Genomic DNA, 24,860 nt, shown 5'->3' with positions numbered 1-24,860 from the left:
CGCGGACGCATTTGGAGGAAATGCGCATGATTTGCGCGACACGCTGAATGTGCGCCAATCACTCTATTTGGCATACGCTTCGTGCTCACCTTGTGACCACGTTGGAGCGCCGGTAACCGCGAATCGGTCATCGCCAGTCGCAAATCACCACGCGGCAAGCGACCCGGAGCAGATCGCTATCCTCCCTAGGGAGGATATCAATTTGCCAACGGCTCGCCGAAACGGTGATTCACCCGAACGGTCGAGCGCAGGGCATCACGCGACGCGACGACACGACGTCGACCCCCGCTCCGCCCAGGACCTTCCCGACCGATCGACCGATTGGCCACGTTGGATAAAGCTCAAGCATTTCGAACATCGACGACGTGGCGTGGGGGCAAGGCGCGAATTCGAATTCGGCGACGCGTGAAGAGAAACCTTGCACGATTCGCAACCTCGAAGCTCACACAAGAAGACGACGATTCATTTGGAATCGTGCCCGACAAACGCGATTCCCGAGAAATTCGATTTCGCAAGTCACAACGTTCGTCGGTAATCCGTCGTGCGCGCGCCGCGCAGCGCTCGAGCGCAGGTCGATCTCGTCATGACCTTCGAAAGGCCGTCGCCGGTCACGACCAGTCGGGCATCCCTATCTGCCGACGGCTGTTAGAGATGTCCTGCGCAAGCGATGATCGATCAAGACTTACGGCGTTTGGGGATGCTTCCGCACGCGCGAAGGCGGTAGAGGCCGTGTTGGCTCGGTCCTCGGGTCTCGTCGTTCTTTGCGGGCCTGCCGGCGTCGGCAAGACGACCGTTGCGAACGTGCTTGGACGTCACGGCGCAGTGACGATGCTCGGTGATCTCCGCCTGCCCGACGAGCTCTCGGCGGCACTCCACCGAGCAGAGCATGCGGTCGTCGCCGCCGTCGTGCGGAGCGGCGAGTCCCTCGGACTCGCGCGGCGATGGCAAGACATGGGAATCGCGCACGGCCTCTTGGAGCGCGCCTCGTTGGCGGTCGTGACACTTCGTCGACTCCCGAGAGCCAGCCCGCGCACGGACGCTCCCGATGACATCCTGGTGGTCGAAGTGCTGGAACCAGGCGGCGTCCTTCGAACGAGCTCGCTCGTCGAAGAGGTCAGGGCGCTCGTCGCGACTGGCCTGGTGACGGAAGAAGCCGCCCGCTTCAACGTTCCGGATTACGCATGACCGCTGTTGGACACGATAGAACGACGAGCCAGCACTACCCTGCCCGCCGATCGTGACTTAGGATTCGGGTACGCTGCTTTCGCCGGGCGGGTCGGCACACAGAGTCGACAGCCGGAATCGACAGACGAGGGGTTGACCATGAGTGCGTTCCGCGAAGTTGGTGTTCGTTCGAACCGACCGGCTTGGGAGTACAAGCTCGTGTCGTTCTTCGTCGGTAACCTGCAGGAGGCATCCGACCGGCTGAATGCGTTGGGCGTGCAAGGCTGGGACGTGGTCGGCGTCGTCACCGGCGATTCGAGCACTCTCGTCTACACGCTCAAGCGCCTGCGCGACGAAATGCATCTGTCGTAGCAGCCGAGACTCGACGCTTGGAAGGACGTCCTACAGACGCGCCGCGATGAGGGCGCGGCGTGAGTCGGCCTTCGTTTTGCGAAGGATGGTGGCGATTTGATTCGCGACCGTGTTGGTGGAGCGGCCGCGCGCTTCGGCGATTTCACGATTGGAGAGCCCCTGACGGACGAGGGCCAAGGTCGCTCGTTCGACATCGGTCAGCGTCGTGAGGTCGAATTCGGCGGTGGGATCGGCGGCGAAAGTCGACGCCAGGCGAACGAGCTCCGTGCGCGACGAGAGGCCGAGTTTGCCGGCGGCCGAGGAGAGTGAAAGCGACACCGCCTGCGGTGACAGACCGAGGCCATAGCTCACGAGCTTGCTCGGGAGGCCGCGCGCCGCCATGCGCACGACGCCGACTTCGCGCTTCGAGAGCTTTCGCATTCCTCGTCGCGCCGGCGCATTCTCGAGCAGCAGATAGTACCGCTTGCCGGCAATGGTTCGCTCCACGAGACTCACCCGGCCGTCGAGCAGCGCCTCCCAGGTGGCGAGACTCTCCGGCTCACGACGCGCACGACCTTTGCGGGACGCTTCGATCTGGGCAACCTGCCGGCGAAGGACCTCCGGAGACGCGGACTCGGGCGTCAGGTGATGCACGACGCCATCCGGTGAGAGAATCGCCAGGGCGGATTCGGGCCGGTAGCGCAGACGGAGCGCGCTCTCGACGTGGAGTGCGACGAGGGAGAGTCGCTCGCGCACGTGGCGAGCGAGCGTGACCCGCTCTTCGAACCCGAAGTGAAACACGAAACCGAGACCCGCTTCGGCGTGGCCGACCATGCCCAGTGCATCGACGATCCCGACCGACTTCCGGAACTCTCTCACGACGTCGCGAGACTTGGCGTCGACGACGCGATCGATTTCCAGGTGCGTCGTGACGAGACGTCGAGGGAAGTAATATTGAATCACCGCCTCGTGCCCGATTCGGCGAACCGTGCCGGGCGAGATCGATCGATTGAGTTGCGACGAACCTTCCGCCGCGAGGTAACGAATGCCCGTCACCGCACGGTTGGGGGCGTGCTCGAAGAGATGAATTCCGGCGCCCACCGCATGTGGGAACACCGGACGAATCGCATCGATGAGCCTCGCTGCCCAGGCGGTGTCGTCTTTCGCTTCCGCGTACGCCGCTTCGACCACCGTGATGAGGTCGGGACGCGAGCAGAGAAGCGGCCGTTCGACGGGCACGAAACGACGATATCGTATCCCCCCGCGAGTCGCCTGTAATCCAGCGATGCTGCATACCCCTCGGGAAGGACGTGATATCCTTTTGCGTCGCCCTGCACCGGCTGGCCTCGCCTCGCCTCGCCTCGCCTCGCCCCCCCCGCGAGAGATCCATCATGACCATCCACATCCGTCACGTCCGCGTGGAAGACGACCTCGGCGCGATCGCCGGGCTCTTCCATGACTCCGTCCACGTGCTGGCCATCCCGTTCTACGACGAAGCCCAGCGCAAAGCCTGGGCACCCGACGTCTCCGATCTCGCGCGGTGGCGAACCAACCTCGCCAAGATGGAGATGCTCGTCGCCGAAGATGAAGAGGGCCTTTGCGGTTTTCTCGGTTACGAGCCGGACGGACACGTGGCGCAGCTCTATACGGCGAGTCGCTGTGCCCGCCGCGGTATCGCCTCGATGCTGTACGAGCGCGTCGAAGCCCAATGGAGGGCCGCGGGCGTCGAGCGACTCTTTGCGGAAGTGAGCCTCGCAGCGCGGCCCTTCTTCGACAGGCAGGGGTTCGTCGTCGTCGAGGAGGAGCGGGTCGAGCGAAACGGCGTCATGCTCACGCGGTTCGTGATGGAGAAGCGGCTGAAAGCGTCAGCTGTGTGATGTTGCAAGATCACACACTCACCATGTCGCTTTGCAGGAATATGTCCCTTCGCTTGACGTTCTGCCTGGCGAGCACCATAACTTCGAAAGCCATGTTGACCCATCGTGTGATTCTCGAGCTTTCGAACCGCGGAGCGGGTCCGTAGCGTCCATCTCGACACCGACGATGGCTCAGCACGAGGCCGGCTCCGCTCACCAGCGAAGCCGGCCTTGCTGCATTTCGCGCGGCGTATTTCGTGTTCCTCGACGTCGCTCGAGGCCAGCTCGCCCCCGTCACACCCGTCACGCCCCATCACACGCACGTACTCGCGTGATCGTGGGCGCTCGTCCTCTCGTTTAGGGCGTCGCGCCCCATTCCCGTTTCCCATTCTCCTTTCCATCGAGCATGCGCTGCCCACGGCCGCGCCTTGCGTGCTCGCACAGGATACGTCCATGCAACGCGACATCACCTGCCTCCGGAACATCGGCATCATCACGACCATCGACGCTGGCAAGACGATTGCCCGGGATCGCATCGTCGACCTCGCAAAAGCTCCGAGCGGAAGCGAGGGGTCGGAGTCCGTTGCGCACGGCGCCGCGCCGGTGACGATGGTGTCCTGGACGCCACGCTCGGGCCCGTTCGCCGACGAGTCGACGAGCATCGTCATCGTCGAGAGCGCTCCTCGCGTCATCGACGGCGCCGTTCTGGTGCTCGATGCGGCTCGTGGTGCGTCCGAAGGCGCCGAGAGTGCATTCCGCGAGATGCGCGCCCGGGGCATCCCCTGCCTCGCGTTCGTCGACGACGTGGGCGACGAGCGCGACTTCCAGGCCATCACGGAGTCCCTCGCTGCCGAGCTCGACGTCACGGCGCTGCCTCTCTACCTGCCCTGGAACGACGGCCCGCGGCCCCAGATCATCGACATCCTCGAGCAGCGACTCGTGATCGAACGCGAGGACGGTCGGGTGCGCGATCGTCGTGCCGTGCCGCGGGATGCACGGGACATCGTCGCTCGACTTCGTCGGCGCATCGTCGAGGTCTGCGCGGAGGTCGACGAGTCGATCCTCGGCGCAACGTCGGTCGGACTCGATATCGGCGCCGACGAGCTCGCTCGAGCCCTGCGCAAGGCGACGACGGCCCGTGACTCCCGCATCCTTCTCGTCGCGTGCGGCTCACTGCGTGCGCGGAGAAACGTCGGCGGTCTGCTCGACAGCGTCGTCACTCACCTTCCCTCGCCCGCCGAGCGGCCGCCGGTCTTCGGCTTCGACCCGCGCCGTGAGGTCACCGTCGCGCGCTTTCCTCGCGAAGGCGACGCGTTCTCGGCGATCGTGGTCGGCACGACGAACGACGCCTCGTTGGGCGCCTTGACGTGGCTTCGCGTCCACTCCGGGACGATGCGCGCCGGAGCCCCACTCCTCGCACTCCCCTCGGAAGAGACCGGACGACCGTCTCGCATTTTCCTCCCCGACCTCGACGCTCTCGAAGAGGTCGAAGAGGCAGGCCCCGGGAGCATCGTTTGCACGACGGGCCTCGTTGGTCTGCAGCCGGGCGAAACGCTCTCGGATGCGCGGGCGCCCGTCCTCCTCACCGAGGTTGGGGCGGCGAAGCCCGCGGTCAGCTCGTCCTCGACGCGTCCCAAGCTCACACGCATCGCCCCTTGAACGGCGGCGTTCGAGTCCGTCCCGCGCGGTCGCGCTCTCGGCGGGGCACCGCGCGGCGCGCTCGATGGGCTCGACGTTCTCGCCGCGGCGGCTCAAACTGCGACGATGACCGCGGACGTGCAGATCCCCGTGACGGTGGTGACCGGCTTTCTCGGTGCCGGGAAAACCACCCTCGTGAACCGTTGGCTCGCGGGCCGATCACGGGGTGAGATCGCGGTCATCGTCAACGAACATGGCGACGTCGGCATCGATGGAGAGCTCCTTGCCGAACGCGCGCGGGAGCTCGTCGAGATCACGGGCGGGTGCGTGTGTTGCACGACCCAAGCCGAGCTGGTGCGCGCCCTCGACGACCTGGCATCCTCCAAGCAGCCACTGCAGAGGATCCTCGTCGAGACCTCGGGAGCCGCATCCCCTGCCGGAGTCTTGCAGGCGATTGCGCGAGGGGGCCGAAGCGGGGCATTCGCGCTCGACGGCGTCATCACCGTCGTGGACGCCACGCGCGTCGAACAGCTCGCCGACCACGATCTCGTCTTCGAACAGGTGGGCTACGCGGACATCGTGCTCCTCTCGCGGGCCGATGCCTGCGCCCCGGAACGGCTCGCCGAAGCGGGAGCGTTCGTTGCCACCCGCAACGGCGCGGCATTCTTCGCCGAGGCCGCGCGCGGAGAGGTCGTGGCGCCTGCCGCTCCTTCGCTCGACTCGCTGCTCGACCTACGCCGCGCCGACTTCGCCGCCTCGCGTGAAGCCCCCGCGCGCTCGGCCTCGCACGTCTACGAGTCGATCTCCCTGACGCTCGACGGCGAGGTCGATGGCGAACGCTTCGCTGACTTCGTCGAAACGGACCTCGCCCAAGTGGCCGGCCGCCTTTTCCGGACGAAGGGCATTCTTGCCGTCACCGGCGTCGACGAGCGCATGATCGTGCAGGGCGTCGCCGACTCCGTCGAGGTGACGTTCGGGCAGCCGTGGCTCGACGCCCCTCGCACGAGCCGGCTGGTCATCGTGGGCTTCGGGCTCGACCGCGCCGCGCTCACACGAGGCTTCGCTGCGTGTGATGCTGCGCGCAGGCCTCAGTGAGCCGCGCTCTTCGAGAACACGTTGATCACGAGGACGCCCGCGATGATGAGCGCCATCCCGAGGAGCGCGGGCGGATCCAGGCGCTGACCGAAGGCGAAGCGACCGACGAGTGAGATGAGGACAATGCCAACGCCCGACCAGATGGCATAGGCAATTCCCGTCGGGAGCGTTTTCAGCGTTCCTGACAGAAAATAGAACGCAACGAGATAGCCGACGATCGAGAAGACCGTCGGCCATCCGCGCGTGAAGTTCTCGGACGCCTTCTGGAGTGAGGTGGCGATCACCTCCGCGACGATCGCGACTCCAAGAAGGCCGTACGACTTCATGACGTGGTCGTCCCTCCCCGCTCGCTCTGCAAACCGCGAGGGAACGTGTCGTGATTCTTGTGCATCACGACCTGGTAGGTGAACGCGCCACCGCGCTCGCCCGTGAGCGCAGCCCAGTGGAGGAAGAATCGCCACAGGCGGAACCAGCGCTCACCATAGGCCTCGACGACCGCGGCGCGATTCTGAATCCAGTGGTTCAGCCAGGCGCGCAGCGTCAATACGTAGTGCGCGCTCATTCGTTCGACATCGGCGATTTCGAATCCCGCGTCTTCCGCCGCGCGGAGCATCGAAGAGAGCGGCAAGCTCGCGTCGGCCCCGGGGAAGATGTGCCGATTCATGAAGAGCGACCAAATCAGGTCTTCCGGCGCGAGGGAGAGCGCGGTCAGGGGATTCTGCGGATTGTAGAGTTTTCGGATTCCTGTCCACTGGAGGACGAAGAGGCCGTCGTCACGCAGGAGCGAATGAACCTTATCGAAATATTTGTCGATGTTCTTGATGCCCACGTGCTCGACCATTTCGAGGCTCACGATCTTGTCGAATCGGCCCTCGATCGATCGGTAATCGCGAACCTCGACCTGCGCGCGATCGGAAACGCCGTACTTCGCGATGCGGTCGGTACCGAAGGCCACCTGCTCCTGCGCGAGCGTGACGCCGCGGGCATGCACGCCGAAGTCACGAGCGGCGCGCGCGACGAACGTTCCCCAACCGCAACCGATGTCGAGGAGCGACTCGCCGGGCTGGAGGCGGAGCTTCTCGCAGCAGCGATCGATCTTGCGGTACTGAGCGTCCTCGACGGAGGTCTCCGGCGTCTCGAACCAGCCGGCCGTGTAGACCATCGACTCGCCCAGGAACCAGCCGAAGAAGTCGTTCCCGCGGTCGTAGTGTTCGCGGACGATGCGCCGGTCCTGACGGCGCGAATGGATCGCGACCTCGGGCAGGAAGTTCGTGATCGCCCACTTCACGTGGGATTCGGTCAGACGGAATGCGAGTGCCTCGTTGCGCGCGGCGAAGAGCGCGTCCCACTTGGCGTCCGGGATGTCGACCCGCCCTTCGATGTACGCCTCGTAGAGGTCGGACATCGGGACTCGACGGTTGTCCCAGAGCCGAGCGAGCCGAGCATCACCGAACGTTACGAAGTCGTGGACACGCGCTGTCATGGCCGAGTGTGTACCATCGGTTTTACCACCGGTACACAGTTAATTTTAGGGCGTTCGTCACACGCGCGGTCGACCATGACGTTCTGGGCGTGGCGTGGTACGGCTGGCCCGATGGCACGCCAGCGGTTCGAGCAGCTCCCCCGCGAGCGACAGGACGAGATCCTCGACGTCGCCGCCGCAGAGTTCGCACGCTCGGGCTACCAGGGTACGTCGTACAACCAGCTGCTCGAGCGCCTCGGGCTCGGCAAAGGCTCCGCGTACTACTACTTCGACAACAAGCGAGACCTCTTCCTCACGGTGCTGCGCCGTTGCTACGGGTCGTTCGAGGAGGCCATGAGCGCTCTCGAGCAACCGAGGAAGGCGGCCGACTATTGGCTCTTCGTCCACCGCGCGACCGTCCTCTCCTACGAGCGTATGTTGGTCGATCCCATTGCGACCAACCTCATTCGCTGCGTGCAGCGCGAGAAGGAGCTTCTCGGGGAGCTGACCTCACCCGACATCCTGTCGCTGATCGACGGCATGTACGAAACGACGGTCCGACTCGGCCAAACGCTCGGCGCCATTCGCACCGACATGCCGCTTCGGCTTCTCACCGAGATGGTCCGCAACATGAGCGCCGCGTTCGATGCGTGGTTCATCTCCGAACGCGGCGGCGAAGCGAACGGGCCGACGCCCGAGCACACAGCAGATCTCTACACGGACGCCGTCCGTCGCCTCTGCGCGCCAGCCGTAGGCTGACGAATACCGGCGTGCAAGTGGTCGCCGCGCCCGTGACCGGCGGTCCGAGCCCCCGGACGACGCGCCCGCAACAGGCTGGTCGTCAGGGGCCGGTAGAATCCGTCAACCGCGCAGCGGGTGAGCTCGCGGGCCGATCACTTCGTCGAGGGGAACGAGAAGATCGCGCCCTCGCGCACGCCTGCCGACGGCCAGCGCTGCGTGATGGTCTTGCGCTTCGTGTAGAAGCGAACCGCATCGGGGCCGTAGCCGTGGAGATCGCCGAAGAGCGAGCGCTTCCAGCCGCCGAACGAGTGGTAGGCGACGGGCACCGGCAGCGGGACGTTCACGCCCACCATGCCGACGAGGATGTGGTCCGAGAAATACCGCGCCGCTTCGCCATCGCGCGTGAAGATGCACGTGCCGTTGCCGTACTCGTGCTCGTTGATGAGATGCATCGCTTCTTCGAGCGTCTTCACGCGGACGACACCGAGGACCGGTCCGAAGATCTCTTCGCGGTAGATGACCATCTCCGGCTTGACGTGATCGAAGAGGCACGCGCCGAGGAAGAAGCCGTTTTCGTAACCCGCGACCTTGAGTCCGCGCCCGTCGACGACGAGCGTGGCGCCTTCCTTCACGCCCTGATCGACGTAGCCCTTCACCTTCTCGAAGTGCTGCTTGGTGACGAGCGGGCCCATGTCGTTGCGCCCGTCGGTGCCGGCGCCGACCTTCATCTTCTGGATCGCCTCTTTGAGGCCGGCCACGACGGCGTGGGCCGTCTTGTCACCGACCGCGACGACCAGCGGGATCGCCATGCAGCGCTCCCCGCACGAGCCGTAGGCCGCGCCCATGAGCGCGCTGACGGCGTTGTCGATGTCGGCGTCGGGCATGACGACGGCGTGGTTCTTGGCGCCGCCGAGGGCCTGGACGCGCTTGCCCGCCGCGCAGCCGCGCGAATAGATGTATTCCGCAATCGGCGTGGAACCGACGAAGCTGAGAGCCTGGACGCGGCGATCGTCGAGGAGCGTGTCGACCGCTTCCTTGTCGCCGTTGACCACGTTGAGAACACCGGGCGGAAGCCCCGCCTCGACGGCGAGCTGCGCGATGTAGAGCGCGCTCGACGGGTCGCGCTCCGACGGCTTGAGCACGAACGTGTTGCCGCAGGCGACCGCCATCGGCCACATCCAGAGCGGCACCATCGCCGGGAAGTTGAACGGCGTGATGCCCGCCGTGACGCCGAGCGCCTGGAGCTCGCTCCACGAGTCGATGCCCGGACCGACGTTGCGCGAGTGCTCGCCCTTCAAGAGCTCGGTGACGTACGACGCGTACTCGACGTTCTCGATGCCACGCTGGACTTCACCGAGCGCGTCGCCGGCGACCTTGCCGTGCTCGGCCGTGATGAGCGAGCAGATCTTCTCGCTGTGCTGCTCGAGCAAGGTCTTCAGATTGCTCATCACGCGAGCGCGCTTGAGCGGCGGCGTGGCGCGCCAGGTCGGATAGGCCTTCTCGGCGGATGCGATCGCGGCCTGCACGGTGGCCTTGTCCGCGAGGAGCACGGTCTTCTCCGCCTGGCCCGTGGCCGGGTTGAAGACGTCCTGCGAGCGGACCCCGCCCGTCACGTTTTGACCGTCGATCCAGTGACCAATGCTGGGAAGGGCTTGCGACATGAGCCTCACACCGAGGTTAAAGGGTGAAACGGAAGAGCCTGATTTTCATACTTCCTGAGTGGAGGTGCGCGCAAGCCGCCGGGGCATGATTTCCCGCGAATCGTGCATGAGCCGGCGACGGCGTTCGTAACGCGCCGCGTAGGTGCACACCGGCGAGCGCGCGCTAGCATCCACTCCATGAGCGACTGGAAGCTCGGCGCATCGTCGCCCTTCCTTTCCGATCGAGCTCGCGCGCGGGCTCCGCAGATTGTCGACTACGCCGCGGCCGGAGGCGGGGCCATCCTCGTCTCACCCGCGGGCGACGTCGTCCTTTCGCGCGGGACGAACGACGATCTCGAGCGGCGCCTCGTGGTCCGAACCGCGAGGCAGCTCGGCGGGGCCGAACGTCTCGCTTCGTTCCAGGTCGGACGCTTCTGCGTGCACGCCGCGCCCGTTCGCGACGGCTGGATGCTCTGCACGCTCTCGTGCGCCTCGATCTCGCCGACCATCCTCGTCGATCGGTTGAAGCGGGCGAGCCACGTCATGGCCCTCGCCTTGCTAGACGGCGAGATGCCGAAGGGAGGTGGCTCCTCCGGCCCTCAGAGCGCATCGGCGCGCATCTACGTGTTTCCGAAGACTCGGCGGAGCTGAGCGAATCAGCGAATCAGCGAATCAGCGCTGCGAGGGCGAGAACTGCCGCGAGGAACACGACGACGATCCCGACCACGGGTGCGATCGGATTGCCCGACACGGCTCCCGTCGGCGCGCTTGCGAGCCCAGCCATCGCGGGCGCGCGACCGCGATCGGACGAGGCCAGCGGCGTCGTCTTCATCGCAGCCGACTGGCTCGGGCTCTGCGAGGCGCTCGAGTTCAACACGGCAGCCACGTCTTCCTTGAGCGACCCCATCGGAGGTGGGCGCGGAATCGATCCGGCGACCGTGGCGTCGACCGGATGCACCATCGTCGGTCGGCTGCTGTCGCCGGTCTCGGCATCACGTGCCGCGGCTGCGCGCTCTTCCTCGGCCCTGACGCCGCTCACGATGGCGAGCAAGTCCGCGGGCATGGGTCCCACGACCGTCGAGGCGCTGTAGACGTCTTCGTCCCCAGGGGGCGGGCGAACGGTAGGGATTGCCGGCTTGCTTTCTTCGTCGCTCATTCGTTCGCCACGTAATACGTCTACTTTACTCTACACTACGATTATCGCTCCACCGTGCCTGTGGCAACGTTCATGCGACGGAGCCAACAACATCCTCTCGCGTCCGCTCTCGGGCCCCGCCAGGGCCGAACCGTCCGCGCCGTGCCCCGCGCCCGCGTCATGGCGGCTCGAGCTCGGATTCGCGCCGAAATTTGCGGCTCGGGCGCGTCGGCGGGGATGCGCCGACTCTCGCTGCAACGCATCGCGCGGTCCATCCCCGGTATCCTGGTTGGAACCATCCTCGCGAGCAGCAGCCTGCTCGCTTGCACCAGGACGACGCCGAGCGACACGGCACACGAGCCTGGCGGAAATGCACCATCGACACCGGGCCGCCCTGAAATCCAGCCTTCCGCGTCGGTTTTGCGGCCTTCCGGCGACACGCTCGACCCCCTCTCGACCACCACGAAAGCGGCTCCCCCAACCTCGAGCACACGCGAACGGCCGCGCTCTCCATCGATCGTCGACGGTCCGCATCAGCTGCTCCTGGCCCCCGAACGCCCCATCTACTTTGCCTTCCCGAACGCCGCCGGAGCCGAGGCCGGCGCGTCAGGCCACCTTCGACTCATCGGCCACCTCCACGGGATGTGCGGAGCGCCTTCGTACGCCTGCGGGAAGTGGGTCGGCGCCGCGGTCGAGAGCGGCTTTCTGATCTGCCCGACCGGCAACGGCCGATGTGGGGACTCCCCCGTCGGCCCGCCGAGCTGGGAAGCGCCGTCATGGTCGGAGCTCGTCGCGCTCATGGATGCCGACCTCGAAGCATCGATCGCGAAGGTCGCTGCGAAGTACCCGTCGGGATTTCGACGCGACGGAGCGGTGCTGACGGGTTACTCGCGAGGAGCGTTCGCCGCGCCCGTCATCGCGCGCCGACATCCAGGCCGCTGGCCGTACCTCGTGCTCATCGAAGCGAACGCGCCGCTGAAGGTCGCCGAGCTGTGCAAGTCGGGAGTGCTGGCCGTCTCACTCGTGGCCGGTGAATGGGGAACCGAGATCGAAGGCGAGCGAAAGACGGAGACGGAGCTCGTCGCGGCTGGTTTTCCTGCACGCCTCTTCGTCATGCCGAAAACCGGCCACCTCTACTCGGACGACATGGAGCGCGTGATGCACGACGCTCTCGCGTTCGTCCTCGCGAACACGAAGACTCCGCCACCGTGCGAGCGGCCATGAAAATCAGGGCGCGAGGACCGCAGCGTTGCAGGCTTGGGTGTCGACCGCGCCACCGAGCCAGGACAGAAGACACGTATCGGCCGAATCGCCGGGCGCAATGCGCTGCCCACCTTTGTGAGCCTCTTGGCCCGTCGCCTTCCGCACCAGCGTGAGGCGATTCGCGTCGGCGCCCTTCGAAGCGACGACTTCAGGCATGATCTCCGGCTCGAGACCGACGACGGCCTCGTAGTCCGCATCGGCTTCGGCATCCGTGGTCTGAGGGAAATCAGGCCGATCGGTGGGATCGAGGCGAAGGCCTCCGTAGCCATAGAGCCGAAGGTTTCGATAGCGCGAGCCGTGGCAGTCGAGCGAGCCGCACCGATGACCCAACATGTTCGCAACCGGCTTGAACGACGCGCGGTCCGGTCCTCCGGCGTCGACACGCAAGGTCGCATCCGGCGACGAACACCCCGAGGGGGCCAGCGCCATCACGACGAGCGCGACTCCCGCGGCGACGAGCGCGAGGAAGAGCGGTGCTCTCATTGGTCCCTCAAAAAGACGCCGGGCATGTGCTGCGCGTCACCGGATCCGCGGTGGCACGTCGCGCAACTCCCCGACCCTCCGATTCGCGTCGCCATCGGACGCTCCTCGCCTGCGTACGAAATCGTGGCGAACACGGGGAACACCGGCGACCACTCTGACTTCTGGATATAGAAATTCCCGACCTCGTTGGTCGAACGCGCGATCGTCGCTCCGCGCGCGTCCTTCAGGAGCACCGTCACCCCTGGGACACCTTGTGTACCGCCGCGCACCAGGAAGACGGTGCCGCCGAAGCTGAAGTCGGGGCTGCCGGGACCGTCTCCTCCGTGGCACGTCAGGCAGGGCTGCCCCGCCCGGTGACGCGGACCGCGCGGGATCCCGGCCACCTCCGGCCCGAGCGCATCGACGGCGTCGGAGTGGACCGGATCGTCACACGAGGCCAAGGCCACGCCTAGAACGATGGCAACGATGGCGCAGAGGTACCCTCGATGCGTCGAAGCGCGCATCAGAACGTCACCTCCAGCGCAACCGCCACGAGCCCGCTGAAGCGCTGCGTGGCGTAGATGGCATCGGCGAACGACGTCCAGGTTCCATCGAAGGTCGTCGAGAGAAGCCAGTCGTTGACGGCGCCCGGCTTACCGAGCGCCAAGCGCAGGCCGCCGCCGAGCCCGACGTTCGTGAGCGGTCCGAGCTCGCGATCACCCGTGCGGAACGCCGGGAGATTGGCCGCCGAAGGGGCCTCGTAAGCGCGCTGCCAGAAGTTCGTCCCGCTCTGTACGTGCAGCCGTGCGTGCGGCCAGATCGTCACGCGCTCGGCGAGGTCGATGAAGTAGCGCGCATCGGTGGTGGTCGCCGAGAGCGACCAACTATCCGTGTAGAGCCGCTCTTCGACGCGAAGGGTCGTGCGCTGCGCGCGCCAGGCGAGCCTTCCGGTGACGGCCCAGCGGTCGCGTTCCAGCGGCAGCTGCTCGAGCGGTCGCGCCTGGATGCGGAACGACGCAACCGTGTCGACGGAGGCACCCCGCGGGATCGCCTGCGCCACGCCGGGCGCGAACATCGGGACGTAGCGGTATGGCTTGGACTGATCGCCGCGCTCGATGATCGCGTCACCATAGACGCCGATCACGAGCCCCTTGTTGACGACCCGCGAAATGCCCGCCGTGATCGTGTGGTACGTGAGGTCGTGCGAGAAGACGGAGAACGGTGTGCCCGTTCGACCGATCGTATCGTGGCCGTAGGAGTAGCCGGCGACGAGCGTGAGGTTCTTCTCGTCGAGGTCTTGAATCAGCTGACCGCCTCCGACGATCGACAAGTAGTCCGGCGTGTACGAGACACCTCCGGAGGCGGCCACGCCGAAGTTCCCCGGCTTGTAGCGACCGCCGACGGTGCCGGCGTGCCTGACCTCGGTCCAGCGTGGTGAAGCCGTCGAAACGATGTCCGGCGAGGCGGCCGAAACGACGTCGACGAGATAGCGACCGCTGACGCCCCAACCGGCGGTCGGGTTCTCGACGATGGCGCCGATGCTCGGCGTGAGCACGCTCGTCGCGAACGAATCTTTGTAGCCGGCGACCTCGGTGGACGCGCGCGCGGTCACGTTGCCATCGGCGTGGGCATCGGAGGAGAACGCAAAGGCGGCGACGATGAGCGCGCCCAACGTTGCACCGCGCGACCTCGACGCGGCGCCCTGTGTCTTCGCCCGCTGTGTCTTCGCGCGTGGTGTCTTCACACCTCGTAAGGACGCGCCACTCGCCAGCATCTACAGATCGTTCTGTACCTTGAACGAGGTCCGATCAGGCAGCGCAATCGTCTACGCACGCGGAGTTCGCCCAGCTCCGCCGGAGAACGTCTCGGCGCGCGCAGGCCTTGCTTTTTCCGGTGGATTTGCGAGCTATGACCGCTCATGGTCCTTGCGGCGATCTCCGTCCTCGTCGTCGTGTTGGACGCGCCCGCAGGCCCAGGCGCGGGAAAAGCGAGTCAGCCTAATCAGCCAAGCGCAAGCGCAAGCGCGAGTGCTAGCGTCGAGCGAGCGCTCCACACCACGCTCGGCCCCGACGCAGAAATCGTCGTGCGCCCCGGTGGCGCGGGCGACGACGACGAGAGCCTGCTCGCGCGCGCGACCGCAGAGCACCGAAGCCTGCTCGGCGTCGTGCGCTGGGACGACGCCGGCCAGCAGGCCACACTCCACTTCGTGCGTCCGGCCGAAGGGCAATGGAACGACCGCCGGATCGAGTTCGAACCGTCGGATGCACCCGCCGAGCGCGGCCGAACGGTCGGCTTCGCCTTGGCGTCGATGGTCCCCGAAGACGTGGCGCGGGCGACGTCACCACCTCGCCCCGGCCCGCCGGAGACGTCGCAGCCTCTTTCTCCGGCGCCCGACGGGCCCCACGAACAACCGAGGCCTGCGCGGAGAGCTGGACCGTTGGCGGAGTCAAGCTTCATTACGCTCGACGCCTGCGCGTCGGTGACGTCGGGGATCGATGGGTTCGGCGGTGGCGCAGGAGGCGTGCTCGGAGCGCGGCTGCGCCTGGGCGGCGCGTTTCGCCTGCGGCTGGCAGCAGGCCTGCGAGCCGGATCCATCGCGCCGGCCCAGGCCACCACGCGTCTCCTTTCGGGGGCCGTCGGACTGGCATGGCAACCCTGGCTCGACGCCTCCCGGCGCTGGTCGGCAGGCGCCCGGATCGACGTTCTGCTCCTCCACCAAGAGGTCAGCCATCTCTCGGCGGACGACATCGAGCCCGCCCGGCTCGGACGCTTGGTGCCCGGCGCGTCGGTGGCTGCCGAGGCGGCCTACCGGCTCGGAGACCAGGTTGCGCTCGTGATTGCCGCGGGGCCGGAGGTGGCGTTTGGCCGGTTGGACGTCGTGGTCCATGATCATCATGTCGCTTCCCTCGCCCCGGTCAGCGTGTTCGTCGAGGGTGGATTGCGCGTATCGTTCTGACCTCGGAGTTGCCTGATGTTCGCTCGCCCGCGGTACTACCTTTTGGTGATGAAATGACCTCGCGCTCGGGCTCCGCCGGACGGGTTCGGCTCTTCGTCGTCCCCGAAGGGGCATCCAACGAAAAGTACGCGGCATCGCACGCCCGCCCAGCCCTACCTGCCCCGACGCTGGACGACAGCCAGCTCGTCGCCGCGGTCCGCGCGGGCGACGCGGATGCCGCAGCCGCTCTTCACGACCGCCTGCGCCCCGTGGTCGAACGAGCCATCCGTCGTCTCCTCGGCTCCGGCGATCGTGACCACGAGGATCTGGCCCAGCAGGCGATGATCGAGGTCGTCTACAGCATCGACCGCTTCCGCGGTGATTCGACGCTCGACGCCTGGACGTCCACCATCGCGGCGCACTCCGTCTACAAGCACCTCCGTCGGCGCGTGACCGAGCGCCGTATCTTCGAGGCGCTCCGCGACGACGACGTCCCCGAGCCCCGTAGCCTTCCGCATTCTGCGGCCGCGCGAAGCACGCTGCGGCGCGTCGTGCGCCATCTCGAGGCCATCGACGACCTCAAGGCCTGGGCCTTCGTCCTCCACGACGTTTGCGGCTACGATCTACGCGAGGTGGCCCAGATTACGGAGAGCACAGTGGCGGCCGCGCAGTCGAGGCTCGTGCGTGGACGCAAAGAGCTGATGCACCGGCTCGCCGCGGATCCCGAGCTGCAGTCGATGATGCCTCGCAAGGGAGACGGTCGATGACCCACGACCCTCTCGAGCACGCCACGCGACTCCTCCGTGACGCGGTCGACGACACCGGCGAGGTGGACCGCATCCCGCCCGATCGCGACGACACCGTCGCGCGCATCGCCGAGGCCCTGCGCGATCGCCGACGTCGCGATCGGATTCGTCGGCGGTGGATTGGCGTCGGCATGGCCGCCGGCGTGCTCGCCCTCGTCGGAACCAGCGTGGCGCTCGTCGTGCGACAGGTGCCGTCCCCGGTGACCGTCCAACAGGCCGACCATGACCGAGGGCGCATCCGTGAAGCGTCAGACAAGGTCACCGTTCTGCACGACGGGCAGACCTCGGCTCCTGCCGCGGGCGCACGCCTGGCCGACGGGACCGAGCTGCGAACGCCGCTCGGCGCGGAAGCCCACCTCGACTTCGACAGCGGCACCCAGCTCACCATCGCTGGTGGAACACGCGTTCGCCTCGTCGAACAGACCCACCACAAGCGCTTCGCCCTCGAAGCCGGCTCGGTGTTCGCCAAGGTCGCAAAGCTCTCCGCCGACGAACGCTTCGTCGTCACCACGAGCGATGCCGAAATCGAGGTCCGTGGCACGGCGTTTCGGGTAACGCTCGCGACGCCGGATCCGTCGTGCGAGAACGGAACGCCCACGCGCCTCGACGTCACCGAAGGCACCGTCGTGGTCCGTCATGCGGCACACGAAGTTCGCGTGGCCGCAGGCGAACACTGGCCGGCCTGCGCAAACGCGCCGGTTGCCGGCGACGCCCCTAGGGCCCCGGCAAAGGAATCGAAGCCACTTCGGCCGGTCGCAGTGAACACGATCAGCACGGGCAACGCGGGCGCGCCGACCAGCGCGGTCGGCCCCGCGGCAATGGCCCCGACTGCCCTCATGGCGGCCAAAGCGACTGTCGCGGACGCTCCGAACGTGAGCCCGGAGCGAGCCTCGCATCTCGCCGAGCAGAACGACCTCTTCGATACCGGCATGCAGAAGAAGCGTGCCGGCGATCTCTCTGGGGCGCTGGCGACGTTCGAACGCCTCATCGCCGCCTACCCCGAGGGTCCTCTCGGGGAAAACGCATCGGTCGAGCGCATGCGCGTGCTCGGAAGCCTTGAACAGAATTCGCATCCCGTCCGAGCCGCGGCGGCAGCGCGTGACTACCTCGCACGCTATCCGTCGGGCTTCGCGCGCGAGGAAGCCCGCAAGCTGAGCGTCGAGCAGCCGTGAGAGCGAGCGCCTCGCGGTCGATCGCCGGCGGACTCCTGCTGGCGCTCGCCGCCTGCAACGCCGAGTTCCGCTTCGACGAGCGCGCGTCCGTCGAAGACGCCGGATCGCGCGAAACGTCGACCGCCGATGTCGACGACGGCGACGAGACGTTCGCGTGCAAGGCCGACGTGGACTGCGCCGTGCCGGGCCTCCGTTGCGACGTTGCGAGCGGTCGCTGCGTGGCCTGCCTCGAAGAGGCCCACTGCACGCTGCCTTCGCGCGCCCACTGCGATCTCGACACGATGGAGTGCGTGGGCTGCCTGACCCACGAACAATGCGGACCGCGCCAGCGCTGCGAGGACGTCACGCACACGTGCGTCGACACCTGCTTCGACGCCGACGATGTCTGCCCCACCCCGGGCTTCGTTTGCGACGGTTCGAGCCATCGCTGCATCGAGTGCACGTACGCTGCGAACTGCGCGAGCTCCCCGCGTCGTCCCTACTGCGAAACGGTCACGGGACGCTGCGTCGAGTGCCTCGGCAACGCGCAATGCCCCAAAGACAAGCCCCGCTGCGACCGCTGCGCGGGACGCTGCGTAGGCTGCCTCGGCTCGAACGAATGCGGTCCCGGCCAGGTCTGCGACCCCGGCACGTTCACGTGCGTCGCCCTCCATTGAGAGGTCGGGGTCGGCCTTGACCGAGCCCTGATCGGGTGGAAAGCTCGGTCCCTTCCGGCTCTTCGTTCGAACAGGGGAGAAAAACGATGCCGCGCAACGTCACCGTGGGACTGATCCAGGCCGCAACTCCCTACGAGGCGGGGTGGAGCATCGAGAAGACCAAGAAGGCGGCGATGGACGTCCACATCCCGCTCATCGAGGAAGCCGGCAAGAGGGGCGTGCAGATCCTCGGGCTCCAGGAGATCTTCAACGGTCCCTACTTCTGTCCCAGCCAAGACGCCTTCTGGTACGACTCTACGGAAGCCATCCCCGGCCCGACCACCGAGGTGATGCAGGGGTACGCACGCAAGCACCAGATGGCGATGGTCGTTCCGCTGTACGAGCGCGAGCAGGCCGGCATCTATTACAACTCCGCCGCGGTCATCGACGCCGACGGCACGTATCTCGGCAAGTACCGCAAACACCACATCCCGCACACGAACCAATTCTGGGAGAAGTTCTTCTTCCGGCCGGGAAACCTCGGCTTCCCCGTCTTCGAGACGCGTTACGGCAAGGTCGGCGTCTACATCTGTTACGACCGCCACTTCCCCGAAGGCGCGCGTGCGCTCGGTCTCAACGGCGCCGAGATCGTCTTCAACCCGTCGGCCACCGTCGCCGGTCTCTCGCAGTACCTCTGGAAGCTCGAGCAGCCCGCGCACGCCGTGGCGAACGGCTACTTCGTCGCGGCGTCGAACCGGGTCGGCATGGAGGCTCCGTGGAACATCGGCAAGTTCTACGGCACGAGCTACATCGTCGATCCGCGCGGCAACTTCCTCGCGCAAGGCAGTGAGGACAAGACGGAGCTCGTCACCGCCGTGGTCGATCTCGATCTCATCGAGGAGGTTCGCAAGACCTGGCAGTTCTTCCGCGATCGCCGTCCCGACGCCTACGGCGATCTCGTGAAGCCCTAAACTGCGCTCAGCGCGTCAGCACGAGCCAGCATGCCCCGGCAAGCGTCGTGAGCGCGCCCACGGGAAGGCCGAACTTCAGGTACTCGCGAAAGTGCATACCGCCGACCGGTTCGGCCTTCTCGGCCACGATCACGTTGGCCACCGAGCCGAGGAGCGTGAGATTCCCCGCGAAGGTCGAGGCCATGGCGAGAAGCTGCCAGCCGAGCGTCGGATCGGGGAGCCCTGCCATCTCCGGCTTGACGATCAGGATGAACGGGACGTTCGTGACGACGTTGCTTCCGACAAGGAAGATGACGGTCGCTCGGAGCCAGCCGGTGAAGGTCCCTGCCCCGTCGTGGCCGAGTAGCGGAAAATGCGCGAATGCCCACGACGCCGCGCCGCTTCGCGCGAGGGCGTCGACCGCCACGAAGAGCCCGCCGAAGAAGAGAAGGACGGACCAATCGATTCGCTGCCACACGAGGGCAGGATCCTCACGGTGGACGAGGAGCAGCACGGCAAGACCTGCGAGCGCCGTGAACGAGAGGCTCCCGCCAAGGGTGTAGACGACGACGGTGGCGAGGATGACGGTCATCGTCACCGCCGAGCGCAGCGTAAAAACCCTCTCTGGAATCGGTTCGGGGGGCAGCTCACCGTCGAGATCTCGCCGGAAGAGAACGATGAGCACGGCGTGGTTGATGACGAGCGCCAGGAGCGCGACAGGCACCATACGCACGAGAAATTGCGCGAAGTGCAGGTGGCCGAGACTCCCGCACAGCATGTTCTGCGGGTTGCCGACCAACGTGGCCACGCTCCCCGTGTTGGCGCCGGTCGTCAGGGCCGCCAGGAGAGGCAGCCTCGGAAGCTTGTAACGCTCGATCCAGCCGACGACGAGGGGCGCCGCCAGAACGCAGACCGCGTCGTTGGTCACGACGGCAGCGAGGAGACCCGCTCCCCAAAGGACGGCCGCGACGAGACGCCGCCGAGTCCGCATTCGTGCCACCAGCGCCTGCCCTGCACGCTCGAAGAAGCCGTCGAGCGAGAGGAAGGCGCCCATGCCCATGACCGCAAAAAGCAGGATGATCGTGGTGTGGTCGACCGCCTTGGAGGCCTCCTCCGGCGTGACCGCGCCGAGGACGACGGCGAGTACGGCACCGATGATGGATCCAGCAGGACGATCGAGTCGGACGAACTTGAGACGACGCGTCGCGACAAGAAGGTAGGTAATGCCGAAGACGATGAGACCGCGAAGCACGCGAGGAGCTTGACAGCCTGGCGGCCCACACGACAAGGTCTCCTCTTTCGGAAATTCACCTGGTAAGCCGGCCAGCTACGTCCCGTAGGACACACGGGCACAGTTGGATGCCGGCGCGGCCCTCGCCGATGACGACGCGAGGACGGACAGGTCAGGTCGAAGCGAGGGGCGTGAGAAATGAGCGACGGAAAGCGCACGAGCGCGGACATTCGCGCGAAGCACAAGGAATTTCTCTTTCCGAGTGTCGGCACCTTCTACGAAGAGCCGGTCTGTCTCGATAGTGGCCACGGTGCTCGTCTCGAGGACCTCGATGGGCGAAAGTACCTCGATTTCTTCGGCGGGATTCTCACGGTGTCCGTCGGACAGACGCACCCGAAGGTCAACGCGGCGCTCCACGCGCAGATCGATCGCCTCGGCCACGTCTCGACGCTCTACCCGACGGTGGGGATCGTCGAGCTCGCCGAGAAGCTGATTCACCTCGCGCCCGGCCGCATCGGAAAGGCGGGCAAGGCCTTCTTCACGGCGAGCGGCACCGAGGCCGACGAGACCGCCGTGGCCCTCGCGCAACTTGCGACCGGCCGGCAGGAGCTGATTGCCCTTCGCCACGGCTACTCGGGCCGCTCGATGCTCGCGCAGTCGCTCACTGCGCACTCCAAGTACCGCGCCGTGACCTCGCAGGTGCCGGGCATCAAGCACGCGCACGCGCCGTATTGCTACCGCTGCCCCTTCGGCGCCACCGTTCAGCACTGCGATTTCAAGTGCGCCAAGGACATCGAGGAGCTCATTCAGACGACGACCACGGGTCAGGTCGCGGGCTTCCTCGCCGAGCCGATCCAGGGCGTCGGCGGCTTCATCGTCGCTCCCGATGGCTATTTCAAAGTCGCCGTCGACATCGTCCGGAACTACGGTGGTCTTTTCATCTGCGACGAAGTCCAGACGGGCTTCGGCCGAACGGGCAGCAAGATGTGGGGCATCGAGCATCACGAAGGCGTGGAGCCCGACATCATGACGATGGCCAAGGGCATCGCCAACGGCCTGCCCATCGGCGCGTGCCTCGCCACGGTGCCGGTCGCCGACTCCTGGAAGGGCGGCAACATCTCCACGTTCGGCGGTAACCCGATCAGCACGGCGGCTGCGAACGCGACCATCGACGTCATCGTCGAGGAGAAGCTCACAGAGAACGCGGCCATCATGGGCAAGTACCTGCGCGAGGGCCTCGAAGCCCTGAAGCGCAAGTACCCGAAGACCATCGGCGACGTCCGCGGCAAGGGCCTCATGCAGGCCATCGAGCTCGTCAAAGACGAGACGCAGAAGGACCGCACGCCCGACGCCGCCTCGACCTCGCGTCTCTTCGAGGAGACCAAGAAGCGCGGGCTTCTGATCGGTCGCGGCGGCCTCTGGAACAACGTCGTGCGCATCGCCCCCCCGCTCAACGTCACGCAAGCGGAGATCGAAGAGGCACTCAAGAGCCTCGACGAATCGTTCGCCGCCTTCGCCGAGGTCGCACGATGAATGCATCCCGCAACGAGTCCCGCAACGCACTCAGCAAAGACCGTCTCGAGAACGAGCTCGCGGACAAGAAGCCCCTCTACAGCGCCGCCGAGGCTCGCGCCGAGGCCGACCGCTGCCTCTACTGCTCGGACGCGCCGTGCATCAAGGCCTGCCCGACCGAGATCGACATCCCGACCTTCATCAAGAAGATCGCCTCGGGCAACGTCCGCGGCAGTGCGCGGACCATCTTCGACCAGAACCTCCTCGGTTGGTCGTGCGCACGTGTCTGTCCGGTCGAGGTGCTCTGCGTCGGCAGTTGCGTCTACAACGGCTGGGGCCGCGAGCCGATCGCCATCGGTCGCCTGCAGCGCTTCGCCACCGAAACAGCCACGGCCGAGGGCGCACCTCCCCTGCTCGCGCCCGCAGCGACGAAGACCGGCAAGAAGGTCGCCTGCATCGGCGGCGGCCCGGCCTCACTCGCGTTCGCGGGGTATCTCGCGCTCGAGGGCCACGAGGCCGTCGTGTTCGAGAAGAAGGCCGTCGCCGGCGGTCTCAACACGACCGGCATCGCGCCCTACAAGCTCCACGCGGACGCCGCCGTTCACGAGGTGGAGTTCGTCGCAGGGCTCGGCGTCGAGCTGCGGACCGGCGTCGATGTCGGCTGCGAAGATGGCGCCGGCCCGGGCCGCATCTCCGGCAAGAAGCTGCTCGACACATACGATGCCGTCTTCGTGGGCGTTGGCCTTGGCGCTGACACGCGCCTCGGAATCCCGGGCGAAGACGGCCCCGGCGTCTACGGCGCCACGGCCTGGATCGAGCGCATGAAGCTCGAGATGAGCCGCGCGGCGCGCGAGGAAGTCGCGGGCAAGCGCATCCTCGTGGTCGGCGGAGGCAACACCGCCATCGACGTGGCTCGTGAATGCGCCCAGCTCGGCGCCGCCGACGTCGCGATGGTGTACCGCCGCGGCGCCGCCGACATGAGCGGCTACGAACACGAGATGGAGGCTGCCCGCTGCGAGAGCGTGCATCTCGTCCTCCACGCGCAGCCCGTCGCGTTCGTCCGCGACGCGAGCGGCAAGCTGACGGCGCTACGCGTCGCCAAGACCGACGACAAAGCCAAGCCCATCGCCGGTTCCGAATACGAGATCCCCTGCGACCTCGTCGCGCTCGCCATCGGTCAATCGAAGCTGCGCGACATCGCCAAGGAGCTGCCGGGCGTCGAGCTCGACAGCCGCGGATGCGTGGTCGCGAACGCCGCCACCGGCCAGACCGGGAACGCCAAGGTGTTCGCCGGCGGTGACTGCATCAACGGGGGTAAGGAAGTCGTCAACGCGGTCGCGGACGGTCGAAACGCCGCGCGTACGCTCATGGCCCGCTGGGCGGGAAAGTCCGGGAGCTGACATGGCAGATCTGAGCATCGACTTCTGCGGTATCAAGAGCCCGAACCCGTTCTGGCTGGCCTCGGCGCCGCCGGCGAACACGGGCGAACAGGTCATGCGCGCGTTCGACGCCGGATGGGGCGGCGCCGTGTGGAAGACCCTCGGCGACCCCATCATGAACGTCACGAGCCGCTTCGGCAGCGTCGATTACGACGGCCGCAAGATGATGGGGCTCAACAACATCGAGCTCATCACCGATCGCCCGATCGAAGAGAACCTGCGCGAGATCCGCGAGGTCAAGAAGCGCTACCCGAAGAACGTCATCATCGCCTCGCTCATGACGGAGACGAAGGACGACTGGCGCGTTCTCATCAAGCGCTGCGAAGACGCCGGCGCCGACGGCCTCGAGCTCAATTTCGGCTGCCCGCACGGCATGTGCGAGCGCGGCATGGGGTCGAGCGTCGGCCAGGAGCCCAAGCTGCTCCAGGAGATCACGAGCTGGACGAAGGAGTTCGCCAAGACGCCCGTCCTCGTGAAGCTGACGCCGAACACCGGCGACATCCTCGAGCCCGGCCTGGCGGCCGTGGCGGGAGGTGCGGACGGCATCTCCCTCATCAACACGATCAAGAGCATCGTCGGCGTCGACCTGGATCGGATGGTTCCGCTCCCCCGCGTCGGTCGCGCCTCGACGAACGGCGGCTATTGCGGGCCGGCGGTCAAGCCCATCGCCCTGCACATGGTGGCGGCTTTGGCTCGCGATCCCGGCGTCAAGATCCCCATCTCGGGCATCGGCGGCATCTCGAACTGGCGCGACGCCGCCGAGTTCATCGCCCTCGGTGCGACGAGCGTGCAGGTGTGCACCGCGGTCATGCACTACGGCTACCGCATCGTCGAAGACATGATCGAGGGCCTCTCCGAGTATCTCGATTCGCACGGCATGAAGAGCGTGAACGAGCTCCGGGGCCGCGCGGTCGGGGCCTACCAGGACTGGGGCGACCTCGATCTCGGTTACAAGCTGGTGGCGAACATCGACGCCAAGACCTGCATCGGCTGCCAACTCTGCGTGACCGCCTGCAACGACGGCGCTCACCAGTGCATTTTCACCGGCCCGGGCGACCGCCCGCGTCCGCCTCACGCCCATACCCAGGGGCCCGCAAAGGCGCCCAATCCCATCCCGGTCGGCCTTCTCGCCGGCGATCGCGTGCCGTGGATCGACGAGCCCGAGTGTGTAGGCTGCAATCTCTGCCAGCTCGTCTGCCCCGTCCCGGCTGCATTTCGATGGTCGAAGTCGAGACGGGACGGAAAGAGACGTGGAATGACCGCGTCCGCGAGGGCCGCGACAAGCTCCCTGGCGGAATCCACGACCCTGTCTAAATCGCCTGAAGGCAAGCCATCGCCCGTCCGTTCCCAACCGAACGGAGGGGCGATGGTGC

The 24,860-nt window shown here is 66.6% G+C and carries 24 protein-coding genes and 1 pseudogene; 16 read left to right on the top strand and 9 right to left on the bottom strand.

The genetic code is table 11. The annotated features are described in order from the left end of the window. The first annotated feature begins 729 nt into the window (after nt 1-729). Both AKJ09_RS40770 and AKJ09_RS40765 read left to right on the top strand, forming a co-directional pair. On the top strand, nt 730-1,185 hold the full coding sequence (locus AKJ09_RS40770; RefSeq protein ID WP_146653236.1) for a hypothetical protein: 456 nt from the start codon (nt 730-732) through the stop codon (nt 1,183-1,185). A 138-nt stretch (nt 1,186-1,323) separates the two neighbouring features. Then, the gene (locus AKJ09_RS40765; RefSeq protein WP_146653235.1) at nt 1,324-1,536 is read left to right on the top strand and encodes a DUF4177 domain-containing protein; all 213 of its coding nucleotides are present in this window, start codon (nt 1,324-1,326) and stop codon (nt 1,534-1,536) included. Nucleotides 1,537-1,566: 30 nt separating this feature from the next. Here the strand turns inward: AKJ09_RS40765 and AKJ09_RS40760 are convergent, their stop codons facing one another. Next, complete coding sequence (locus tag AKJ09_RS40760; RefSeq protein ID WP_146653234.1) at nt 1,567-2,754, bottom strand: helix-turn-helix transcriptional regulator; 1,188 nt, start codon at nt 2,752-2,754, stop codon at nt 1,567-1,569. A 152-nt stretch (nt 2,755-2,906) separates the two neighbouring features. Here AKJ09_RS40760 and AKJ09_RS40755 point away from each other — a divergent pair, with 152 nt between their 5' ends. The 3 genes from AKJ09_RS40755 (at nt 2,907) to AKJ09_RS40745 (ending at nt 6,104) form a co-directional block, all read left to right on the top strand. After that, nucleotides 2,907-3,392, top strand: coding sequence for a GNAT family N-acetyltransferase (locus tag AKJ09_RS40755; protein ID WP_146653233.1), 486 nt, complete (start codon nt 2,907-2,909; stop codon nt 3,390-3,392). Nucleotides 3,393-3,824: 432 nt separating this feature from the next. Further along, a complete protein-coding gene (locus AKJ09_RS40750) occupies nt 3,825-5,030 on the top strand; it encodes a translation factor GTPase family protein (protein ID WP_146653232.1) in 1,206 nt (401 codons plus the stop codon). Nucleotides 5,031-5,135: 105 nt separating this feature from the next. Then, a complete protein-coding gene (locus AKJ09_RS40745) occupies nt 5,136-6,104 on the top strand; it encodes a CobW family GTP-binding protein (protein ID WP_146653231.1) in 969 nt (322 codons plus the stop codon). On the opposite strand, the gene AKJ09_RS40740 is transcribed toward AKJ09_RS40745, so the two are convergent. Beyond that, entirely contained in the window at nt 6,098-6,430 is a 333-nt protein-coding gene (locus tag AKJ09_RS40740; RefSeq protein WP_146653230.1) for an SMR family transporter, read from the bottom strand. The genes AKJ09_RS40745 and AKJ09_RS40740 overlap by 7 nt on opposite strands. After that, nucleotides 6,427-7,587: an SAM-dependent methyltransferase gene (locus AKJ09_RS40735; RefSeq protein WP_146653229.1), complete on the bottom strand. Its 1,161-nt coding sequence runs from the start codon at nt 7,585-7,587 to the stop codon at nt 6,427-6,429. The genes AKJ09_RS40740 and AKJ09_RS40735 overlap by 4 nt, the downstream gene beginning before the upstream one ends. Before the next feature lie 111 nt (nt 7,588-7,698). Between AKJ09_RS40735 and AKJ09_RS53670 the strand changes: the two genes are divergently transcribed. Beyond that, the gene (locus AKJ09_RS53670) at nt 7,699-8,325 is read left to right on the top strand and encodes a TetR/AcrR family transcriptional regulator (RefSeq protein WP_169928267.1); all 627 of its coding nucleotides are present in this window, start codon (nt 7,699-7,701) and stop codon (nt 8,323-8,325) included. Between the two features lie 134 nt (nt 8,326-8,459). On the opposite strand, the gene AKJ09_RS40725 is transcribed toward AKJ09_RS53670, so the two are convergent. Beyond that, complete coding sequence (locus AKJ09_RS40725) at nt 8,460-9,968, bottom strand: CoA-acylating methylmalonate-semialdehyde dehydrogenase (RefSeq protein ID WP_146653227.1); 1,509 nt, start codon at nt 9,966-9,968, stop codon at nt 8,460-8,462. A gap of 177 nt (nt 9,969-10,145) precedes the next feature. Here AKJ09_RS40725 and AKJ09_RS40720 point away from each other — a divergent pair, with 177 nt between their 5' ends. Continuing rightward, entirely contained in the window at nt 10,146-10,598 is a 453-nt protein-coding gene (locus AKJ09_RS40720; RefSeq protein WP_146653226.1) for a hypothetical protein, read from the top strand. A gap of 13 nt (nt 10,599-10,611) precedes the next feature. Here the strand turns inward: AKJ09_RS40720 and AKJ09_RS40715 are convergent, their stop codons facing one another. Then, complete coding sequence (locus tag AKJ09_RS40715; protein WP_146653225.1) at nt 10,612-11,103, bottom strand: hypothetical protein; 492 nt, start codon at nt 11,101-11,103, stop codon at nt 10,612-10,614. Between the two features lie 216 nt (nt 11,104-11,319). On the opposite strand from AKJ09_RS40715, the gene AKJ09_RS40710 reads away from it, so the two are divergent. Further along, entirely contained in the window at nt 11,320-12,306 is a 987-nt protein-coding gene (locus AKJ09_RS40710) for an alpha/beta hydrolase (protein WP_146653224.1), read from the top strand. A 3-nt stretch (nt 12,307-12,309) separates the two neighbouring features. On the opposite strand, the gene AKJ09_RS40705 is transcribed toward AKJ09_RS40710, so the two are convergent. Genes AKJ09_RS40705 through AKJ09_RS40695 form a run of 3 tightly spaced genes read right to left on the bottom strand, consistent with a single transcriptional unit; the run spans nt 12,310 to nt 14,479 of the window. Next, nucleotides 12,310-12,828, bottom strand: coding sequence for a hypothetical protein (locus AKJ09_RS40705; RefSeq protein WP_146653223.1), 519 nt, complete (start codon nt 12,826-12,828; stop codon nt 12,310-12,312). Next, entirely contained in the window at nt 12,825-13,331 is a 507-nt protein-coding gene (locus AKJ09_RS40700) for a hypothetical protein (RefSeq protein WP_146653222.1), read from the bottom strand. Before AKJ09_RS40700 ends, AKJ09_RS40705 begins: the two co-directional genes overlap by 4 nt. Continuing rightward, on the bottom strand, nt 13,331-14,479 hold the full coding sequence (locus tag AKJ09_RS40695) for a DUF3570 domain-containing protein (RefSeq protein ID WP_169928266.1): 1,149 nt from the start codon (nt 14,477-14,479) through the stop codon (nt 13,331-13,333). The genes AKJ09_RS40700 and AKJ09_RS40695 overlap by 1 nt, the downstream gene beginning before the upstream one ends. Nucleotides 14,480-14,725: 246 nt before the next feature. On the opposite strand from AKJ09_RS40695, the gene AKJ09_RS40690 reads away from it, so the two are divergent. The 5 genes from AKJ09_RS40690 (at nt 14,726) to AKJ09_RS40670 (ending at nt 19,326) form a co-directional block, all read left to right on the top strand. After that, nucleotides 14,726-15,763 carry a hypothetical protein gene (locus AKJ09_RS40690; protein ID WP_146653220.1) on the top strand — a complete coding sequence of 346 codons (1,038 nt, stop codon included), beginning with the start codon at nt 14,726-14,728 and terminating at the stop codon, nt 15,761-15,763. A 53-nt stretch (nt 15,764-15,816) separates the two neighbouring features. Then, a complete protein-coding gene (locus AKJ09_RS40685; protein WP_146653219.1) occupies nt 15,817-16,509 on the top strand; it encodes an RNA polymerase sigma factor in 693 nt (230 codons plus the stop codon). Next, on the top strand, nt 16,506-17,720 hold the full coding sequence (locus AKJ09_RS40680) for a FecR domain-containing protein (RefSeq protein ID WP_146653218.1): 1,215 nt from the start codon (nt 16,506-16,508) through the stop codon (nt 17,718-17,720). The genes AKJ09_RS40685 and AKJ09_RS40680 overlap by 4 nt, the downstream gene beginning before the upstream one ends. Continuing rightward, complete coding sequence (locus tag AKJ09_RS40675; RefSeq protein WP_146653217.1) at nt 17,717-18,376, top strand: hypothetical protein; 660 nt, start codon at nt 17,717-17,719, stop codon at nt 18,374-18,376. The genes AKJ09_RS40680 and AKJ09_RS40675 overlap by 4 nt, the downstream gene beginning before the upstream one ends. An 86-nt stretch (nt 18,377-18,462) precedes the next feature. Further along, nucleotides 18,463-19,326: a nitrilase-related carbon-nitrogen hydrolase gene (locus AKJ09_RS40670; protein WP_146653216.1), complete on the top strand. Its 864-nt coding sequence runs from the start codon at nt 18,463-18,465 to the stop codon at nt 19,324-19,326. A gap of 7 nt (nt 19,327-19,333) precedes the next feature. On the opposite strand, the gene AKJ09_RS40665 is transcribed toward AKJ09_RS40670, so the two are convergent. Beyond that, nucleotides 19,334-20,557, bottom strand: a complete 1,224-nt coding sequence (locus AKJ09_RS40665) for an ArsB/NhaD family transporter (RefSeq protein WP_169928265.1) — start codon at nt 20,555-20,557, stop codon at nt 19,334-19,336. A 177-nt stretch (nt 20,558-20,734) separates the two neighbouring features. Between AKJ09_RS40665 and AKJ09_RS40660 the strand changes: the two genes are divergently transcribed. The 3 genes and pseudogenes from AKJ09_RS40660 to preA all read left to right on the top strand — a co-directional run bounded on the left by AKJ09_RS40660 (nt 20,735) and on the right by preA (nt 24,801). Then, a complete protein-coding gene (locus tag AKJ09_RS40660; RefSeq protein ID WP_146653214.1) occupies nt 20,735-22,069 on the top strand; it encodes an aspartate aminotransferase family protein in 1,335 nt (444 codons plus the stop codon). Further along, nucleotides 22,066-23,448, top strand: coding sequence for an FAD-dependent oxidoreductase (locus tag AKJ09_RS40655; RefSeq protein ID WP_146653213.1), 1,383 nt, complete (start codon nt 22,066-22,068; stop codon nt 23,446-23,448). The genes AKJ09_RS40660 and AKJ09_RS40655 overlap by 4 nt, the downstream gene beginning before the upstream one ends. Nucleotide 23,449: 1 nt before the next feature. Continuing rightward, nucleotides 23,450-24,801: pseudogene (preA, locus tag AKJ09_RS40650) on the top strand (NAD-dependent dihydropyrimidine dehydrogenase subunit PreA). The last annotated feature ends 59 nt before the right edge of the window (nt 24,802-24,860 follow it).

The sequence above is a fragment of the Labilithrix luteola genome (genome assembly GCF_001263205.1).
Lineage (GTDB): Bacteria > Myxococcota_A > Polyangia > Polyangiales > Polyangiaceae > Labilithrix > Labilithrix luteola.
Note: the sequence above shows the minus strand (reverse complement) of the source record. Positions and strands in the feature narration are given on the sequence as shown.

Bases quoted from the DNA above. Each gene is read 5' to 3' on its own strand.
- AKJ09_RS40765 (WP_146653235.1), top strand. From the start codon at position 1,324: ATGAGTGCGTTCCGCGAAGTTGGTGTTCGTTCGAACCGACCGGCTTGG.
- AKJ09_RS40755 (WP_146653233.1), top strand. From the start codon at position 2,907: ATGACCATCCACATCCGTCACGTCCGCGTGGAAGACGACCTCGGCGCG.
- AKJ09_RS40750 (WP_146653232.1), top strand. From the start codon at position 3,825: ATGCAACGCGACATCACCTGCCTCCGGAACATCGGCATCATCACGACC.
- AKJ09_RS40745 (WP_146653231.1), top strand. From the start codon at position 5,136: ATGACCGCGGACGTGCAGATCCCCGTGACGGTGGTGACCGGCTTTCTC.
- AKJ09_RS40740 (WP_146653230.1), bottom strand. From the start codon at position 6,430: ATGAAGTCGTACGGCCTTCTTGGAGTCGCGATCGTCGCGGAGGTGATC.
- AKJ09_RS40735 (WP_146653229.1), bottom strand. From the start codon at position 7,587: ATGACAGCGCGTGTCCACGACTTCGTAACGTTCGGTGATGCTCGGCTC.
- AKJ09_RS53670 (WP_169928267.1), top strand. From the start codon at position 7,699: ATGGCACGCCAGCGGTTCGAGCAGCTCCCCCGCGAGCGACAGGACGAG.
- AKJ09_RS40725 (WP_146653227.1), bottom strand. From the start codon at position 9,968: ATGTCGCAAGCCCTTCCCAGCATTGGTCACTGGATCGACGGTCAAAAC.
- AKJ09_RS40720 (WP_146653226.1), top strand. From the start codon at position 10,146: ATGAGCGACTGGAAGCTCGGCGCATCGTCGCCCTTCCTTTCCGATCGA.
- AKJ09_RS40715 (WP_146653225.1), bottom strand. From the start codon at position 11,103: ATGAGCGACGAAGAAAGCAAGCCGGCAATCCCTACCGTTCGCCCGCCC.
- AKJ09_RS40710 (WP_146653224.1), top strand. From the start codon at position 11,320: ATGCGCCGACTCTCGCTGCAACGCATCGCGCGGTCCATCCCCGGTATC.
- AKJ09_RS40705 (WP_146653223.1), bottom strand. From the start codon at position 12,828: ATGAGAGCACCGCTCTTCCTCGCGCTCGTCGCCGCGGGAGTCGCGCTC.
- AKJ09_RS40700 (WP_146653222.1), bottom strand. From the start codon at position 13,331: ATGCGCGCTTCGACGCATCGAGGGTACCTCTGCGCCATCGTTGCCATC.
- AKJ09_RS40690 (WP_146653220.1), top strand. From the start codon at position 14,726: ATGGTCCTTGCGGCGATCTCCGTCCTCGTCGTCGTGTTGGACGCGCCC.
- AKJ09_RS40685 (WP_146653219.1), top strand. From the start codon at position 15,817: ATGACCTCGCGCTCGGGCTCCGCCGGACGGGTTCGGCTCTTCGTCGTC.
- AKJ09_RS40680 (WP_146653218.1), top strand. From the start codon at position 16,506: ATGACCCACGACCCTCTCGAGCACGCCACGCGACTCCTCCGTGACGCG.
- AKJ09_RS40670 (WP_146653216.1), top strand. From the start codon at position 18,463: ATGCCGCGCAACGTCACCGTGGGACTGATCCAGGCCGCAACTCCCTAC.
- AKJ09_RS40660 (WP_146653214.1), top strand. From the start codon at position 20,735: ATGAGCGACGGAAAGCGCACGAGCGCGGACATTCGCGCGAAGCACAAG.
- AKJ09_RS40655 (WP_146653213.1), top strand. From the start codon at position 22,066: ATGAATGCATCCCGCAACGAGTCCCGCAACGCACTCAGCAAAGACCGT.